At 70.7% G+C, this 17207-nt stretch carries 16 protein-coding genes; 8 read left to right on the top strand and 8 right to left on the bottom strand.

Translation table 11 applies throughout. The annotated features are described in order from the left end of the window. Positions 1-358: 358 nt before the first annotated feature. Positions 359-1009, bottom strand: coding sequence for a DNA-3-methyladenine glycosylase (locus ACWDGI_RS27085; protein WP_450763186.1), 651 nt, complete (start codon positions 1007-1009; stop codon positions 359-361). Positions 1010-1145: 136 nt separating this feature from the next. Here ACWDGI_RS27085 and ACWDGI_RS27080 point away from each other — a divergent pair, with 136 nt between their 5' ends. From ACWDGI_RS27080 to ACWDGI_RS27070, 3 genes are all read left to right on the top strand, one after another. Next, positions 1146-1928: a sporulation protein gene (locus ACWDGI_RS27080; RefSeq protein ID WP_450763184.1), complete on the top strand. Its 783-nt coding sequence runs from the start codon at positions 1146-1148 to the stop codon at positions 1926-1928. A gap of 65 nt (positions 1929-1993) precedes the next feature. Further along, positions 1994-2533: a YbhB/YbcL family Raf kinase inhibitor-like protein gene (locus ACWDGI_RS27075; RefSeq protein ID WP_450763182.1), complete on the top strand. Its 540-nt coding sequence runs from the start codon at positions 1994-1996 to the stop codon at positions 2531-2533. A gap of 167 nt (positions 2534-2700) precedes the next feature. Continuing rightward, the gene (locus tag ACWDGI_RS27070; RefSeq protein ID WP_360481358.1) at positions 2701-3210 is read left to right on the top strand and encodes an HNH endonuclease; all 510 of its coding nucleotides are present in this window, start codon (positions 2701-2703) and stop codon (positions 3208-3210) included. A 113-nt stretch (positions 3211-3323) separates the two neighbouring features. Here the strand turns inward: ACWDGI_RS27070 and ACWDGI_RS27065 are convergent, their stop codons facing one another. The 3 genes from ACWDGI_RS27065 to ACWDGI_RS27055 all read right to left on the bottom strand — a co-directional run bounded on the left by ACWDGI_RS27065 (position 3324) and on the right by ACWDGI_RS27055 (position 5716). Continuing rightward, positions 3324-4280: an SPFH domain-containing protein gene (locus ACWDGI_RS27065; protein ID WP_450763180.1), complete on the bottom strand. Its 957-nt coding sequence runs from the start codon at positions 4278-4280 to the stop codon at positions 3324-3326. Positions 4281-4410: 130 nt separating this feature from the next. Next, complete coding sequence (locus ACWDGI_RS27060) at positions 4411-4842, bottom strand: NfeD family protein (protein ID WP_450763178.1); 432 nt, start codon at positions 4840-4842, stop codon at positions 4411-4413. 82 nt (positions 4843-4924) lie between these two features. Continuing rightward, complete coding sequence (locus ACWDGI_RS27055; RefSeq protein ID WP_450763176.1) at positions 4925-5716, bottom strand: ABC transporter ATP-binding protein; 792 nt, start codon at positions 5714-5716, stop codon at positions 4925-4927. 150 nt (positions 5717-5866) lie between these two features. Between ACWDGI_RS27055 and ACWDGI_RS27050 the strand changes: the two genes are divergently transcribed. Further along, positions 5867-6652, top strand: a complete 786-nt coding sequence (locus ACWDGI_RS27050; protein ID WP_450763174.1) for a hypothetical protein — start codon at positions 5867-5869, stop codon at positions 6650-6652. 174 nt (positions 6653-6826) lie between these two features. On the opposite strand, the gene ACWDGI_RS27045 is transcribed toward ACWDGI_RS27050, so the two are convergent. The 3 genes from ACWDGI_RS27045 to ACWDGI_RS27035 form a co-directional block, all read right to left on the bottom strand. After that, a complete protein-coding gene (locus ACWDGI_RS27045) occupies positions 6827-7075 on the bottom strand; it encodes a chaplin (protein WP_365283670.1) in 249 nt (82 codons plus the stop codon). Positions 7076-7244: 169 nt separating this feature from the next. Then, a complete protein-coding gene (locus ACWDGI_RS27040) occupies positions 7245-7886 on the bottom strand; it encodes a response regulator (RefSeq protein ID WP_450763171.1) in 642 nt (213 codons plus the stop codon). Next, a complete protein-coding gene (locus ACWDGI_RS27035; RefSeq protein WP_450763170.1) occupies positions 7879-9024 on the bottom strand; it encodes a GAF domain-containing sensor histidine kinase in 1146 nt (381 codons plus the stop codon). Before ACWDGI_RS27035 ends, ACWDGI_RS27040 begins: the two co-directional genes overlap by 8 nt. Before the next feature lie 225 nt (positions 9025-9249). Here ACWDGI_RS27035 and ACWDGI_RS27030 point away from each other — a divergent pair, with 225 nt between their 5' ends. From ACWDGI_RS27030 to ACWDGI_RS27020, 3 genes are all read left to right on the top strand, one after another. Continuing rightward, entirely contained in the window at positions 9250-9945 is a 696-nt protein-coding gene (locus ACWDGI_RS27030; RefSeq protein ID WP_450763168.1) for an SDR family NAD(P)-dependent oxidoreductase, read from the top strand. Then, positions 9942-11024 (top strand): S-adenosylmethionine:tRNA ribosyltransferase-isomerase, encoded by a 1083-nt coding sequence (locus ACWDGI_RS27025; RefSeq protein WP_450763166.1) that lies wholly within the window; start codon positions 9942-9944, stop codon positions 11022-11024. The genes ACWDGI_RS27030 and ACWDGI_RS27025 overlap by 4 nt, the downstream gene beginning before the upstream one ends. Positions 11025-11321: 297 nt before the next feature. Then, complete coding sequence (locus ACWDGI_RS27020) at positions 11322-12155, top strand: transglycosylase SLT domain-containing protein (protein WP_450763164.1); 834 nt, start codon at positions 11322-11324, stop codon at positions 12153-12155. Positions 12156-12237: 82 nt separating this feature from the next. Here the strand turns inward: ACWDGI_RS27020 and ACWDGI_RS27015 are convergent, their stop codons facing one another. Then, positions 12238-14769, bottom strand: coding sequence for an FHA domain-containing protein (locus ACWDGI_RS27015; RefSeq protein WP_450763163.1), 2532 nt, complete (start codon positions 14767-14769; stop codon positions 12238-12240). A 232-nt stretch (positions 14770-15001) separates the two neighbouring features. Between ACWDGI_RS27015 and ACWDGI_RS27010 the strand changes: the two genes are divergently transcribed. Next, a complete protein-coding gene (locus ACWDGI_RS27010) occupies positions 15002-17020 on the top strand; it encodes a streptophobe family protein (RefSeq protein ID WP_450763161.1) in 2019 nt (672 codons plus the stop codon). The last annotated feature ends 187 nt before the right edge of the window (positions 17021-17207 follow it).

Genomic DNA, 17207 nt, shown 5'->3' with positions numbered 1-17207 from the left:
TGAGTTCTCAAGGAACGGTCGCTTCCTTTGTACTCACCCTCTCGGGCTTTCCTCCGGGCTTCCCTTCGTTCTTGCGTTTCCGACTCTATCAGATCCTTTCGGCGTCCGATTCCCGGTCGGCGGGATTGTCTGGGGCTTTCCGGCTTTCGCCTGTCGGCCTTTCGACATTCACTACGTTAGCCGATTCCCGTCGAGACTCATAATCGAGTTCCGCGAGTTCGAATTCGAGCATGCAGGCATGACGAATCCGACCCCGTCAGGGGAAGTCGTAGGTAGTGGGTGGCCGCTTCCGGCTGCTGGCGAATGCCGTACCCGGTTCAAGCGGCTCGGGCTACGTTACGCACCTTCCAGGGACGCGTCAACTTGAGCGGCGCCGGGGTACATGGGCCCGATAGGGACTGACTGTCGGGTCGTCCGCGATCCAGTAACGCCAGGGATGGACCTCACCGTTTCCTCCCTCGCCGGCCACTCCCGTGCGCGGACCGTTGCGTACCTGGTCGGAGGGGACGGGGGAACCGGTCAGCATCCGCAGCGGTGTCTCGCCGGCGGCACACGCGTCCGTGCCGTCCAGGGCCCGGTCGACACCCAGGGCGGTGGCGAGGCGAGCCGGGCCTTTGGCCAGTTCCCTGTCGTATCGGGCCGAAAGTCGACGTTTGCGTGCGAGGTCGACGCCCTCGACGATCTCCCCGGCGCGGAGCAGGACCGCGCTCGCGGTGCCCACCGGACCGCAGACGAGGTTCATGCAGAACCACATGCCGTACGTGAAGTAGACGTACACGTGTCCGGGCGGACCGAACATCACCTCGTTGCGGGGTGTGGGCCCGCGATAGGCGTGCGACCCGGGGTCGTTCGGGCCGTCGTACGCCTCCACCTCTGTGATGCGGACCGCGATCGGACCGTCCGGGGTGGTGCGGAGGAGGATGCGGCCGAGGAGGTCGGGGGCGACCTCCAGTACAGGGCGGTCGAAGAAGTCCCTGGGGAGTGACGTACGGTCCGGGGGCGCGATCATGGCGTCCGAGCCTAGTCCAGGCCGAGGATGCCAAGGGGTGGTCAAGGATTCGTCTCCTTGCCAGGGTGTGGGCCGGAACCGGTCGCGGCCGGATCGCGTTTCTAGGGATCAAGGGTCTGTACTTAAAGGGAGAGTCATGGGGTTCAAGAAGCTGCTCGCGAGCCTGGGGGCCGGTGGGGCTTCCGTGGAGACGGTGCTCACCGAGATCAACGTCGTGCCGGGTGGCGTCGTCCAGGGTGAGGTGCGGATCCAGGGCGGGTCGGTGAACCAGGAGATCCAGGGGCTGTCCGTCGGCCTGCAGGCGCGGGTCGAGGTGGAGCACGGCGACGAGGAGTTCAAGCAGAACATCGACTTCGGCAAGGTGCGGCTCGGCGGTGCCTTCGAGCTGCAGGCCGGGGCGGTGCACGCGGTGCCGTTCGGGCTGGAGATCCCCTGGGAGACGCCGGTCACGATGATCGACGGGCAGGCGCTGCGCGGGATGCACATCGGCGTGACCACCGAGCTGGAGATCGCGCGGGCCGTGGACTCCGGTGACCTGGACCCGATCAACGTGCACCCGCTGCCGGCGCAGAAGGCGATCCTGGACGCCTTCATCCAGCTGGGCTTCCGCTTCAAGAACGCGGACCTGGAACGCGGTCACATCCGGGGGACCCGGCAGACGCTGCCGTTCTACCAGGAGGTGGAGTTCCACCCGCCGTCCCAGTACCGGGGGCTGAACCAGGTCGAGCTGAGCTTCGTGGCGGACGCGCACGCCATGGACGTCATCCTCGAAATGGACAAGAAGCCGGGGCTGTTCAGTGAGGGCAGTGACACCTTCCGGTCGTTCCAGGTGGGTCTGCACGACTTCCACGGGACCGACTGGGCGGCTTATCTCAACCAGTGGCTGTCCGAGGTCGGCAGCAAGCGCAACTGGTTCTAGGCTCGGGAACCGCGGAGTCCGTTACGGCTTCCGTAAGCGATCAGTATCGATCAGGAGGTACCGAGGTGACCGAGCTCAAGCGGCGGCCGCTCCCCCATGACTTCCATCCGCCCGTCCCGTCGTTCACGGTGACGAGCGAGGACATCGAGGAAGGGGCGACGCTCAAGGACGCTCAGGTCTACGCCAAGGGCAACACCTCACCGCAGCTGCGGTGGGAGGGCTTTCCGGCCGGGACCAAGAGCTTTGCCGTGACCTGCTACGACCCGGACGCCCCGACAGGGAGCGGGTTCTGGCACTGGTCCGTGTTCGACATTCCGGCCTCGGTGACCGAGCTGCCGGCGGGTGCGGGCAGCGGCAAGTTCGAGGGCCTGCCCGAGGGCGCCGTGCAGGTGCGCAACGACTACGGGTCGAAGGACTTCGGCGGTGCCGCGCCGCCGCCCGGGGACGGCTCGCACCGGTACGTCTTCACGGTGTACGCGGTGGACCAGGAGAAGCTCGGTCCGGACGCCGATGTGTCGCCTGCCGTCGTCGGGTTCAACCTGCGGTTCCACGCGATCGCCCGCGCGCAGTTGATCGGCGAGTACGAGAACCCCGAGAAGGGCTGACGCACCTCGCGAAATCAGCCAAGCGTTCATTGAACGTTTGCCCGTCCCTGGTCTTGGAAGTGATCAGGGGCGGGCAGTTTTTATTGCGTTGTCCATCTCGGCGCGCCCGTCCAGAGTTGATCCAAGCCCGCCGGGGGTGGGCACGGTGCACATGGGAGGTGGGCTGGATGCGTGACACGCTGGTGCTGAACGCGAGCTTCGAGCCGCTGTCTACGGTGACGTTGAATCGAGCCGTCGTCCTGGTGCTCCAGGACAAGGCCGTCGTGGAGCAGGCCCACCCCGAACTGCGCATGCGCGGTGCGGATGTGGACATACCCGCGCCCCGGGTGATCAGGCTGTGCCGGTATGTACGGGTGCCGTTCCGGAGACAGGCGCCCTGGTCGAGGCGGGGGGTGCTGGTCAGGGACCGGCACCGGTGCGCGTACTGCGGGCGGCGGGCGACGACCGTCGACCACGTGGTGCCTCGGGCCCAGGGCGGACAGGACTCCTGGCTGAACACGGTGGCCTCGTGCGCGGAGGACAATCACCGCAAGGCGGACCGGACGCCTGAGCAGGCGGGGATGCCGTTGCTTCAGAGGCCGTTCGAGCCTTCGCCGCAGGATGCGATGCTTCTGGCCATGGGGGCCGAGGATTTGGCGGCGTTGCCTGAGTGGCTGTCGGGGGATGTCGCCGCCTAGTCGTGTGCCTGGCCGGTCCCGTCGTGCGGCTGCGGCCGCGTTGTGGCTCGTCGCGCAGTTCCCCGCGCCCCCGAGAACAGGTGGGCGCGGGGAACGGTCGTTTGCAGGAACCCCTAGTCGATGCTGGGCTTCTCGCGGCGTTCCTGGGCCGGGACGCTGCCGCTGCCGCTACCGCTACCGCCCGAACCGCCGCCCAGGTTCCCGAAGTTGCCCATCGCGCCGGACAGGCCCTTGAGGGCGTCGCCGATTTCACTGGGGACGATCCAGAGCTTGTTGGCGTCGCCCTCGGCGATCTTCGGGAGCATCTGGAGGTACTGGTAGGAGAGGAGCTTCTGGTCCGGGTCGCCGGCGTGGATCGCCTCGAAGACCGTGCGGACCGCCTGCGCCTCGCCCTCGGCCCGCAGGGCTGCCGCCTTGGCCTCACCCTCGGCGCGGAGGATCTGGGACTGCTTCTCACCTTCGGCGGTGAGGATCGCTGCCTGCCGCGTGCCTTCCGCGGTGAGGATCGCGGCGCGCTTGTCACGGTCGGCGCGCATCTGCTTCTCCATCGAGTCCTGGATGGAGGTCGGCGGCTCGATCGCCTTCAGCTCGACGCGGTTGACGCGGATGCCCCACTTGCCGGTGGCCTCGTCGAGGACGCCGCGCAGGGCCGCGTTGATCTCCTCGCGGGAGGTCAGGGTGCGCTCCAGGTCCATGCCGCCGATGATGTTGCGGAGCGTGGTGACCGTGAGCTGCTCGATGGCCTGGATGTAGCTGGCGACCTCGTAGGTGGCCGCTCGCGCGTCGGTGACCTGGTAGTAGATGACCGTGTCGATGTTCACGACCAGGTTGTCCTGGGTGATCACCGGCTGGGGCGGGAACGGTACGACCTGTTCACGCAGGTCGATGCGGTTGCGGATGGTGTCTATGAACGGGACCACGATGTTCAGGCCCGCGTTCAGGGTCCGCGTGTAGCGGCCGAAGCGCTCCACGATGGCGGCGCTCGCCTGTGGGATGACTTGGATCGTCTTGATCAAGGCGATGAAGACCAACACCACCAGAATGACCAGGACGATGATGACCGGTTCCATCGTCGCTCCCCGTACCCTTCTCCGCCTCGGCGCTTCGGCAGATCTTATGGTTGTTGAAGATCTTGCTGGACGAGTCTGACAGACCCTCGCCCAACTCGGGAGTCCTTCCGCTGAGTTGCGTCGTACGAGGTCAGATGACGATGGCCGTGGCTCCCTCGATCTCCACGACGTCCACTTCCTCTCCGGCTTCGTAGGCGCGCCCGGTGTCGAGCGAGCGTGCCGACCAGACCTCGCCGGCCAGCTTGATCCGTCCGCCGGAGCCGTCGACGCGTTCCAGTACGACGGCCTGCTTGCCCTTCAACGCGTCTATGCCCGTGGCGAGTTGGGGTCGCTGGGCGGCGTGCCGGGCTGCGATGGGGCGTACGACGGCGATCAGGGCGACGGAGACGACGACGAAGACGAGTACCTGGATGACGACGCCCGCACCGAGTCCCGCGGTGATCGCCGCGGCCAGTGCGCCGACCGCGAACATGCCGAACTCCGGCATCGCGGTCACCACGAGCGGGATTCCGAGCGCCGCCGCGCCGACGAGCCACCACACCCATGCGTCGATGCTGTTCACCCTGTCATGGTAGGGCCGCGGGTGCCGACCCGACAGGGCGCTTTCCCGGGGCGGAACGCCCGTCAGGAGCCGTCAGGAACCCTCAGGACAGGGGGAGTCCGTGGGCCGTCCAGCGGTCGCCGAGCTGCTCGACGACGAGCGGGAGGCCGAAGCAGAGGGAGAGGTTGCGGGAGGAGAGTTCGAGCTCCAGCGGGCCGGCGGTGAGGACCTTGCCCTGGCGGATCATCAGGACGTGGGTGAAGCCGGGGGCGATCTCCTCGACATGGTGGGTGACCATGATCATGGAGGGGGCGATCGGGTCCCGGGCGAGCCTGCCGAGGCGGCGGACCAGGTCCTCGCGGCCACCGAGGTCGAGGCCGGCGGCGGGCTCGTCGAGCAGGAGCAGCTCGGGGTCGGTCATCAGGGCGCGGGCGATCAGGGTGCGCTTGCGCTCGCCCTCGGAGAGCGTGCCGAACTTCCGGTCCACGTAGTCGGTCATGCCGAGGCGGTCGAGGAAGGCGCGGGCGCGCTGCTCGTCGACCTCGTCGTACTCCTCCTGCCAGTGGGCGGTCATGCCGTAGGCGGCGGTGAGCACGGTCTCCAGGACGGTCTGGCGCTTGGGGAGCTTCTCGGCCATGGCGATGCCGGCCACACCGATGCGGGGGCGCAGGTCGAAGACGTCGACCTTGCCGAGGGTGTCGCCGAGGATGGTGGCGGTGCCCGTGCTGGGGAAGAGGTAGCTGGAGGCGATGTTCAGGAGGGTGGTCTTGCCGGCGCCGTTGGGGCCGAGGATGACCCAGCGCTCGCCCTCCTTCACCGACCAGGAGACCTGGTCCACCAGAGCCCGGCCCTCCCGGACCACGGATACGTCCTGAAGCTCCAGAACATCGCTCATGAGCGCGTTGTCTCCCCTTGCAGTGTGGCCGGTCTCGGCTGGCGCGTACGCCTGTGGCTCGGGCGGCGGCGCGGGTGGGCGCAGCCCTTATGAAATCTACGCCACGAGTGCGGCGCTCCATTCCATCGGTCCGGTCCTTAGGGTGGAGGCATGCTTTCGGAACCACGCTCAGGACGCCTCGCCGCCTGGGGAAATGCCCTATTGGCCGGAGTTGTCTCTCCGGATGACGCCGTGCTCGCCATCGTCGGCGAGGACGCTGTGCATCGGGTGGCGGGGCTCCCCGGGGAGTCCGCTCCGGTCGGGCTCACGCTGGCGCTCGGGCGGCTGCGGACGCTCGGCGCGACCGGGCTGCGGGTCGCGCTGCCGGCCCCGGGGCATCCGCTGGGGCTGAGCGGTCCGCCGGAGTTCAACGCGCGGGCTCTGGAGGCCGAGGAGGCGGTGGTCTGTTACGGCACCGCGTTGGGGCTGGTGCCGGAGGTGTCCGAGGCCGGTCCCGCCGGTGACGTGCACGTCGAGGTGGTCTGGCATGTGCTGCCGGTGCGGGAGGCGCCGCCTGCGGACGTGCCGTCGCTGGGCGAGGCCGAGCGGGAGCTGGCGGAGGCGCTCAGGGACGCGACCGAGATCCTGTCGAAGATGGACGTCGCCGGGTCGGGTCCGGTGGCGGAGGCGGCGATCGACGCCTACCGGGCACGGGCCGAGCGGGGGCGGGAGGTACTGGCCCCCGGGTATCCCCCTCGGGCGGTGCGGGTCCTCGAGCTGGCGCAGCGGGTCGGGTTGCTGATCTCGCTGGCACACGAGAACGGGCACGGGGGCGCGGTGAGCGCGTCGGAGATGGCGGCGCGGTCGCTGGCCCTGCGGCCGGTGGAGCGGACGGCCCGGCGGGCGCAGGTGGCGGCGTACAACTCGGTGGTGGAGGAGCGCGAGCGGGGGCGCTAGGGCGCCCGGGGGGGGCACGCCGGACGGCGTAGCCCTCGACGGCGGTGCCGTCCTACTTGCCGAGAGCCGTCGAGCCCGGGAGTCGTCGGCCGTGAAGCCGATGGGAGCAAAAGCCGACCGGCCTTCCGGGGGCACCCGGAAGGCCGGAGGTCGATGCCGCGGTGCGGCGCGGTCTCAGTGGTTGAGGCCGAGGTTGCCGAAGGCGGGGTTCAGCACGCCGATGACGTTGACGCTGTTGCCGACGGCGTTGACCGGGATGTGCACCGGGACCTGGATGACGTTGCCCGAGACGACGCCCGGAGAGCCGTGCGCCCCGCCGTCGGCGTGCGAGCCGCCGGTGTGGGCGGAGGCCATCCCCGCGCCCGCGGCCACGATCCCGCCGGCCACCATCGTCACGGCCGCTGCCTTCTTCAGGTTCTTCACTTCTTGAGCCTCCTTGGCGATCGCCACGGCGGTCGCCGCGGCACGCACTGAAGAACGCCCACGGCCGGGAGAGGATGCGCCGTCCGGGTGACATTCCCACGACGGTATGAATCTCAGCCCGTAGGACGACCCTTCAGGTTGCCGCCGGTGAAGCGTTACGGAGGACGTTTCAGCCGGTCACGCCATGGCGTACGGCCCACAGGGCGGCCTGGGTGCGGTCGGCGAGGTCGAGTTTCATCAGGATGTTCGAGACGTGCGTCTTGACGGTCTTCTCGGAGAGCACCAGGGCGCGTGCTATCTCGCGGTTGGAGCGGCCGTCGGCGATCAGCCCGAGCACCTCGCGCTCCCGCTCGGTGAGCGACCCTCCCCTGCCCTGGCCGGAGTTCGCCTCCTCCTGGGAGAGCAGGGCGCCGGCCACCTCGGGCTGGAGCAGGACGTGCCCGGCGTACACCGAGCGGATGGCGGTGGCGAGCGCGTCGGGATCGACGTCCTTGTAGACGTATCCGGCGGCGCCGGCGCGCAGGGCCGGGACCACCGTGCGCTGCTCGGTGAAGCTGGTGACGATGAGCACGCGCGCGGGATTGTCGAGCTCGCGGAGCCTGCGCAGGGCCTCCACGCCGTCCATGCCGGGCATCTTGACGTCCATGAGGACGACGTCGGGGCTCAGCTCCTGGGCGCGCTCGACCCCTTCGGCGCCGTCGGCGGCCTCGCCGACTACCTCTATGTCGTCCTGGACCTCCAGGAAGGTGCGCAGGCCCCGGCGGACGACCTGGTGGTCGTCGACCAGCAGGACCCTGATCGCGTCAGCCACCGGGGACCTCCATCTCGATCGTGGTGCCCTTGCCGGGCGCCGATTCCACGGTCAGCGTGCCGCCGGCCCCGCTCGCCCGGTCCCGCATGGAGACCAGGCCGAGGTGGCGTCCGGCACTGCGGGTGAGGTGCGGGTCGAAGCCGCTGCCGTCGTCCGTGACCCGCAGCACGGCCCCGCCGCCGCGCCGGTTCACGGTCACGTCGACGTGCTCGGCGCCGGAGTGCCGCAGGGCGTTGTGCAGGGCTTCCTGGGCCACCCGGAGCAGCGCCTCCTCCTGGGCGGCGGGCAGGGCGCGGACGCCACTGGCGGCGAAGGTCACGCGCGCGGCGTGGGCGCGGTCGAGGACCTGGATCTGGGTGCGGAGGGTGGCGACCAGGCCGTCCTCGTCGAGGGCGGCGGGGCGCAGCTCCACGACGGCCGCGCGCAGTTCGTCGGTGGCCTCGGCGGCGAGGGCGGCCACCTGCTGCAGCTCCCCCTTGGCGCGGGAGGGGTCGCGGTCGACCAGGGCGGCGGCGGCCTGGGCGGTCAGGCGCAGGGAGAAGAGTTTCTGGCTCACCGCGTCGTGCAGCTCGTGGGCGAGCCGGGAGCGTTCCTCGGCGATGGTCAGCTCGCGGCTGCGCTCGTAGAGGCGGGCGTTGGTGAGGGCGATGGCGGCGTGCTGGGCGAGGATGGAGAGCAGTTCCTCGTCCTCGGCGGTGAAGCCGCAGCCGCCCTCGGGTTTCTCACAGTTCTTGTTGGCCAGGAACAGCGCGCCGATGATCTCGTCGCCGTCCCGGATCGGCAGGCCGAGGAAGTCGGCCATCTCGGGGTGGGCCGTCGGCCAGCCCTCGAAGCGGGGGTCCTTGCGGACGTCGGCGAGCCGCTCGACCTTCGCCTCGTGGAGCATCGCGGCGAGGATGCCGTGCTGGCGCGGGAGCGGGCCGATGGCCTTCCACTGGGCGTCGGTGACACCGTCGACGACGAACTGGGCGAAGCCGCCGTGGTCGTCGGGAACCCCGAGCGCGGCGTACTGCGCGTCGAGCAGCTCACGGGCGGAGGCGACGATCGTCTTGAGGACGTCGCGCACCTCCAGGTGCCTGCTCATGGCCAGCAGCGCGGCGCTGACCGCGGCGAGGCCGGACCGGGGACCTTGACTCATGCCCTCACGGTACCGGCGGGGTGTGACAGCGCGGATCGGCCGATGGTGGCGGGGCGCGGGCCGATGGCCGTAGGTCCCGGGTCCTAGGGCGCAGGCCCCGGACCGGCGGCGTAGTCCGAAGGGCCCCGCCGGATTGCGCCCCGCGTCCGAGGCGGCCGGGGTGGTGCCGTTCCTAGGTTGAGATCACCGCCGACGCGGGCGGACTAAGCCGAGGGGACGGTTGTCATGCCGGTAGCGATCATCACGGGGGCGTCGAAGGGACTGGGGCGTGCGCTGGCGGAGGCGCTGGCCGCGCGGGGCTGGGACCTGGTGCTGGACGCCAGGGGTGCGGGGGCGCTGAAAGAGGCGGCGGAGGCCGCGGCGGGGGCCGGGACGCGGGTGGCGGCGCTGCCCGGCGACGTCACGGACGCCGGGCACCGGGCCGAGCTGGTGGCCGCGGCACGCCGGCTGGGCGGGCTCGACCTGCTGGTGAGCAACGCCAGCGCGCTGGGTGCCGAGCCGCTGGTGCGTCTCGGCGAGCTGCCCCTGGCGGGGCTGCGCCGGGCACTGGAGGTGAATGTGGTGGCCGCGCTGGGCCTGGCCCAAGAGGCGCTGCCGCTGCTGCGGGAGTCGGCGGCGGGGGCGGTGATCGCGGTCAGCTCGGACGCGGGCGCGGAGGCGTACGAGACCTGGGGCGGGTACGGCGCCTCGAAGGCCGCCCTGGACCAGCTGGCGGCGGTGCTCGGTGTGGAGGAGCCGGGGCTGCGGGTGTGGGCGGTGGATCCCGGGGACATGGCGACCGGCCTGTACGCGGCGGCCGTACCGGACGACGACGATCCACGGCCGGCACCGGAGAGCGTCGTACCGGCGTTCCTGCGATTGCTCGACGAGCGGCCGGCGAGCGGCCGGTACGGGGCGCCGGCCCTGGTGGCGGGACGATGACGACGGCTCTGCGGGTCCCGGAGGAGTTGTCCGCGCGGGTGCCGGCCGAGCAGCGCGGGCCGGGGCTGGAGCGGGATGCCGTACGGCTGCTGGTGTCGCGCGGGACGGAGGTGTCGCATCACTCCTTCGCCGAGTTGCCGGTGCTGCTGCGGGCCGGGGACCTGCTGGTCGTGAACACCTCGCCGACGCTGGCGGCCGCCGTGGACGGACGCATCGGGCACGCGCGCGTGGTGGTGCACTTCTCCACCCGCGGGGACGACGGGAGGTGGGCCGTCGAGCTGCGGGAGCCGGACGGCAGGGGGACGACACGCGCGCGTGCGGGCGCGTCCGCGGGGAGTGAGGTGCGGCTGCCCGGGGGCGGGCGGCTGGTCCTGACGGAGCCGCTGAGTGCGCGGGGCGAGCGGCTGTGGTGGGCGCGGGCATCGGGGGACGTGCCGGGGATGCTGCGGGAGCACGGGCGGCCCATTCGTTACTCCTATACGGAGCGGGACCAGCCGCTGTCCGTCTACCAGACGGTGTTCGCGCTGCCCTCGGCCGACGGGGCCGGGAGTGCGGAGATGCCGAGTGCGGCGCGGCCCTTCACCGCGCGGCTGGTGGCGGAGCTGGTGAGCCGGGGCGTGCAGTTCGCGCCGATCACGCTGCACACGGGGGTGTCGTCGGCGGAGGCGCACGAGCCGCCGTACGCGGAACGTTTCGCCGTTCCGGCGGCGTCGGCGCGGCTGATCAACGCGGCCAGGGCGGGCGGCAGGCGGGTCGTCGCCGTCGGGACGACGGCCGTGCGGGCCGTGGAGTCGGCCGCGGGCGCCGACGGGGTGGTGCGGGCGGCCGAGGGCTGGACGGAGCTCGTCGTGACGCCCGGGCGCGGGGTTCGGGTGGTGGACGGGTTGCTGACCGGGCTGCACGAGCCGGAGGCCTCGCATCTGCTGATGCTGGAGGCGGTCGCGGGGCGGGCCGCGGTCGACCGCAGCTACGCGGAGGCGCTGAGCGGGCTCTATCTGTGGCACGAGTTCGGCGATGTGCACCTCATCCTGCCGGAGGAGAGCCCTCACACAGAGCATTGCGAGAGCAACTCCCGGTGAGATTCATGCGCGGCCGATGTGAGGCCGCACATAGGGCGCACATCACGTACGAACGGACATAGGAGATAAAGGGTCCTGCGATGAACGGGACAGACGACCCAGTCTGTCCCGTTTTGCCCTTCCGGGGTGTACTACCGCGGATCGTACGTCACACCTTTGCCAGGGAATTTTGCGGCCGCTAAGAATTGCTCTCGTCGCTCAGCACCGCGGGTTCCCCCCGCGGTGTTCGTGCAGGAGGAGCCGGTCTCCCCCGCGGACAACGAGCGACCTCCGCGCTATTCGAAGAGGTCCACTGCTATGCCCAAGCACTCCCACAGTCCCACGCTGACCAAGCATCACAAGATCGCGCTCGCCGGTGTCGCCACGCTCGGCGCCGCCGCCCTCGCCTTCTCCGCCGTGCCCAGCAGCGCGGAGACCGTCGCGACCGGGGCCCCCCAGGCCGCGGCCCAGGTGGCCTACGGCACGCAGCAGATCAAGGACGTCAAGGGCACGGTCACCGACCAGCTCGCGATGCAGAACGTCAAGGTCGAGGCGATCGCCGCCAAGAAGAAGGCGGCCACGCCCCACACCCGGCACCTGGCCCACGTGAAGCAGGCCCACGCCCTGCACGCGGCCCACGTCAAGAAGGTCCAGGCGGCGCACGCGGCCCACACCGCCAAGGTCAAGGCCGCCCACACCGCTCACGTGAAGCACGTCGAGGCCGCCGCCAAGCAGGCCGCCCACGCCGCCCACGTGAAGCACGCCGCCAAGCAGGCCGCGAGCCGGTCCGCGCAGCGCCCGCAGATCCAGCAGGTCGCCGCGAAGACCTACTCGAACACCCTCGACGGCTGGATCCGCCAGTCCCTGGACATCATGCACTCCAAGGGCATCCCGGGCTCCTACAACGGCCTGTACCGCAACATCATGCGGGAGTCCTCCGGCAACCCCAACGCCATCAACAACTGGGACATCAACGCCATCAACGGCATCCCCTCCAAGGGTCTGCTCCAGGTCATCCCGCCGACCTTCGCCACCTACCACGTGGCCGGCACCTCGTGGAACATCTACGACCCGGTCGCCAACATCACGGCCGCCTGCAACTACGCCGCCGACCGGTACGGCTCGATGGACAACGTCAACAGCGCGTACTGAGGCCTGCGCGGACCTCTTCACGCACACGCCGAAGGGCGGCACCCCCACTGCGGGGTGCCGCCCTTCGGCGTCGTACGGGCGGCTACTTGCGCATGACCTCGGGCTCGTGGCGGCGCAGGAAGCGGGCCACCAGGAAGCCGCAGATCACCCCGAGGACGATCAGCACGGCCATGTCCATGGTCCAGGCGCCGGCCGTGTGGTTCCACAGCGGATCCGTCTTGGTCGGGTCGTCGACGTTGGGCGCGATGTTGTTGAAGTCCAGCGCGGCGCCGGCCGCGCCCACCGCCCAGCGGGAGGGCATCAGGAACGAGACCTGGTTCACGCCGACCGCGCCGTTCAGGGTGAACAGGCAGCCGGTGAAGACGACCTGGATGATCGCGAACATCACCAGCAGCGGCATGGTCTTCTCGGATGTCTTGACCAGCGAGGAGATGACCAGGCCGAACATCATCGAGGTGAAGCCGAGTCCCATGATCGGGATGCACAGCTCGAAGAGGGTGGAGTGGCCGAGGACCACGCCCTGGTCGGGGATCTCGCGGCTGGAGAAGCCGATCAGGCCGACCATCAGGCCCTGCAGCACGGTGATCACGCCGAGCACGACCACCTTGGACATCAGGTACGCCGACCGGGACAGGCCGGTCGCCCGCTCCCGTTCGTAGATGACCCGTTCCTTGATCAGCTCACGCACGGAGTTCGCGGCGCCCGCGAAACAGGCGCCGACGGCGAGGATCAGCAGGACGGTGGTCGCCGTGCCGTTCGGGACCGGTACCCCCGTCTTCGAGTTGATCGGGTTGACCAGCAGACCCTTGTCGCTGTCGATCAGCAGGCTGACCGCGCCGAGCACCGCCGGCAGGATCACCGTCAGCGCCAGGAAGCCCTTGTCGGAGGCGATGACCGCTACGTAGCGGCGCACCAGGGTCAGCAGCTGCGACCCCCAGCTCTGCGGCTTCTTCGGCCGCATCGCCTGCATCGCGGGGATCTGTACGGACTGCGGGGCGATCGCGTCGATGTCCGCGGCGTACATCTGGTAGTGCTGCGAGCCCTTCCAGCGGCCCGCCCAGTCGTAGTCGCGGTAGTTCTCGAAGGCGGAGAAGACATCGGCCCAGGTGTCGTAGCCGAAGAAGTTCAGCGCCTCCTCGGGCGGGCCGAAGTAGGCGACCGCACCGCCCGGCGCCATCACCAGGAGCTTGTCGCACAGCGCCAGCTCCGCCACCGAGTGGGTGACGACGAGGACCGTGCGGCCGTCGTCGGCGAGGCCGCGCAGCAGCTGCATGACATCGCGGTCCATCCCCGGGTCGAGACCCGAGGTGGGCTCGTCGAGGAAGATCAACGACGGCTTGGTGAGCAGCTCCAGGGCGACCGAGACACGCTTGCGCTGGCCGCCCGAGAGGGACGTGACCTTCTTGTCCTTGTGGATGTCCAGCTTCAGCTCGCGCAGCACCTCGTCGATGCGGTCGTCGCGCTCCTGCCCGGTGGTGTCGGCCGGGAAGCGCAGCTTGGCCGCGTACTTGAGGGCCTTCTTGACGGTCAGCTCCTTGTGCAGGATGTCGTCCTGCGGGACCAGACCGATGCGCTGGCGCAACTCGGCGAACTGCTTGTACAGGTTGCGGTTGTCGTACAGCACCTCGCCCTCGTTGGCGGGGCGGTAGCCGGTGAGTGCCTTGAGCAGGGTCGACTTGCCGGATCCCGAAGGGCCGATGACCGCGATCACGGACTTCTCCGGGACGCCGAAGGACACGTCCTTGAGGATCTGCTTGCCGCCGTCGACCGTGACCGTCAGGTGCCGTGCGGAGAAGGAGACCTCGCCGGTGTCGACGAACTCCTCCAGCCGGTCGCCGACGATCCGGAAGGTGGAGTGGCCGACGCCCACGATGTCGTTCGCGTCGAGCAGCGCGGTGCCGCCCTTGGCGATCGCCAGACCGTTGACGTACGTGCCGTTGTGCGAGCCCAGGTCGCGGATCTCCATGCGGCCGTCCGGCGTGGAGTGGAACTCCGCGTGGTGGCGCGAGACCTGCAGGTCGGACACGACCAGCTCGTTCTCCAGGGCACGGCCGATGCGCATCACACGGCCGATGGAGAACTGGTGGAACGTGGTCGGGCTGCGGTCGCCGTAGACCGGCGGCGCCCCCGCGCCACCACCGGAGGCCATGGCCGGGGCGCCCTGCTGCTGCGGGATCGCCGGCGAGGCCTGCCGCCAGTCCTGTTGCGGAGCCGATGGCTGCGCGGCCGGCGGCTGGGACCAGCCCGCGCCGCCCGCGCCCTGCGCCGCGTACGGCTGCTGCTGAGGCTGGGGCCGGGCCACCGCGGCCGCGGAGCCGGACAGGCTCAGCCGCGGTCCGTCGTTCGCGTTGCCCAGGTGTACGGCCGAGCCCGGGCCGATCTCGGTCCGCTGGACCCGCTGGCTCTGCACGAAGGTGCCGTTGGTACTGCCGTGGTCCTCGATGACCCAACTGCGGCCGTCGAAGCTGATCGTGGCGTGCCGCCAGGAGACCCTGGCGTCGTCGAACACGAGGTCCCCCTGCGGATCGCGTCCGAGGGTGTATGACCTGGACGGGTCGAGCGTCCAGGTGCGTCCGTCTGATTCCAGTACGAGTTCCGGCACTCCAAGCCCCATGAATAGTCCCCCGAGTTACCCCCATCACAGGGAGTCTAGGGATGTCGAACATCGTCGGGAACTATTTCAGGCTCGGCCCTCTGACCGAAAGTCGGGCCTTGTGGAGGCCTCTTACGAGCGCTTCAACTCTTTCCGTTGACGGGGTTGAAACCGGGCCGGAGAGTGGTAATCCACGCGAGGGGGACAAGCGCGGCGGAGCGACCCGGCGCGTCCGCGGATCGGGGGGTCAGCGATGGGTTCTGGCACGTCCGGCACGGGAGTCGAGAACACGGTGCACGGCGCCCGGCTGCCGTGGGGCGACATCCTGCTGTCCGCGATCGCCGCGGTGAGCTGGGCGTTGATCGGCATGGCGGGTACCGCGGCGCTGGGTCTGCATCTGCTGCGGGCCGACGCCGCGGGCTCACTGGGCCCGATGACAGCGGCGGTTGTGGCACTCGGGGCAGGTGGTTCGGTCACGCCGGACGGAGATCTGTCCGCATTCGGTCTGAAAGGGGCACAGGCCACCACGGCCATCGAGATCGCGCCGCTGGGTGTGAGCCTGGTGGGAGCCCTGCTGCTGTCCTGGTTCTTCTTACGGTCCCTGCGCACGGCCGGAGTTGTGATCGCACCGGCCGAACTGCTGGCCCGCGGGGGCTCGGTGGTGGTGCTGTTCGTGGCGATGCTGGGCGGACTGGCCTGGGCCGGGCATTCGGTCGTGACCATCGACGGCGGCGCGCTGGGGCTGGACAAGCTGCCGGGTACCGGCGGCGGGGGCGGCGGGGGGCTCAGGATTCCCGGCATCGGGGATGTCGGCGGGCTGCTGCCGGACCGCCTCGGCGACCTCGTGCACGCGAACGCGGCGGTCGGCTTCAGCGTGGACACGGCGGCGACCCTGCTCGGCGGCCTCGGCTGGTCGGTCGGGATCCTGCTGATCGCCCTGCTGGCCTCACGCCGCACTCCGCTGCCACGTGGCTGGGAGCCGGTGCACCGGGTGGTACGGCCGGCGGTCTCGGCGCTGGTGACGGTCCTGCTGGTGGCGGTCGCGGCGGGCTGGGCGGCGGCGGCCTTCGCGGCGGTCGGCGACCCGCACCCGGCCCGGATCATGGGCGCGGCGCTGCTCGGCGCCCCGAACGGCGTCTGGCTCGGCATCCCGATCGGCCTCTTCGTGCCCTTCGACGGCAGGGCGACGGGCATCCTCACCATGTTCCTGCCGCACCCCCTGGACGACCTCCTGAACTCACCGTCCGACCAGTCGGTGACCCTGGGCCACCTGGCCGACCTGGACGGGCGGGTATGGCTGCTGGGCATCGCCGCGGTCCTGCTGATGCTGCTGGCCGGTGTGTTCACGGCGGTACGGACGCCGGTGACCGGCCGCGGTGCCGGTGCCGGTGGGGCGGAGGTGTCGCCGGGCTCGCGTCCCGGCGCGCTCGGTTTCGCCGGGCGGTGTGCGGTGCGGCTGGGCATCGCGACCGCGCTCACGCTGCCGTTGCTGGCCTGGCTGACGGACGTGTCCGTGGACGCCTCCCTGTCGGTGCTGGGCTTCGACGCCTTCGGCGCCGGCATCCGACTGCACGGGCAGCTGGGCATGGCCCTGCTTCTCGGCGCGGCGTGGGGTGCGGCGGCGGGGGCGGCGGGCGCGCTGCTGGCATGGGCCACCGGCGCCGCCGGCACCCGCACGGCACGGTTGGCACGGGGTGACGCGGCCGGCGGGCCGCTGGGGCCACCACCCGGAAGCGGCGGGGTGGAGGGGCCTTACGCGCCGGCGCCTCCGTACCGCCCGCCGAATCCGCACACCAATCCCTACCTCCGGGTACCGGACGAACTGCGGGAGCCGGCGAGCGGCGACCGGGAACCCTGGCCCGACGCGCCGCGCGGCTCCGGGGCCGGGGGCGGACGGGGCGGTCGACCCGGGGATGCGTGGGAACCGCGGGATTCCCGGCCGGGAGACGGTCGGGGCCGCTGGTCCGAGGCACCGCAGGAATCCCGGGATCCGGCGGGGCCGTACGGCAGTCAGCCGCCGGCGGACGGCCGGACGGTCGGCGCTCCGGGGTCGTCGGAGGAGTGGCCGCGCGACGGCGGCGGTGACCCCTCGGGCGCACCACCGGGTGCCGGTGACGTGTACGGCGCTCCCACCATGGCGCGGCCGGTCGACCCGCCGCCCCGCTCGCCACGGCGCGGACCAGGGGTGCGGCGGCCCGACGGCCCGGACACGGGCCCGCCTCCCCCTCCTCCTCCGCCTCCCCCGCCACCACCCAGGCGGCCCCATCGGTGAGGCTGCTCACCGCCGAGACGAGGCCCGGCGCTGTCACCCATGGCGTTCGGACCGTGCGTGGAGCGGCGCTGAACAGGGTGTGAAGGCGCGGGCCGGGAGTACCCCACTCCCGCCCACCGACATCGCACGCACGTTCGCCCGTAGTGCGGACGCAAGGCCTCCGACACCGACCCGACACTTATTGTTC

The sequence above is a fragment of the Streptomyces sp. NPDC001220 genome, assembly GCF_053597895.1.
The sequence above is the reverse complement of the archived record's forward strand: the minus strand, read 5'-3'. Positions and strand labels throughout refer to the sequence as shown.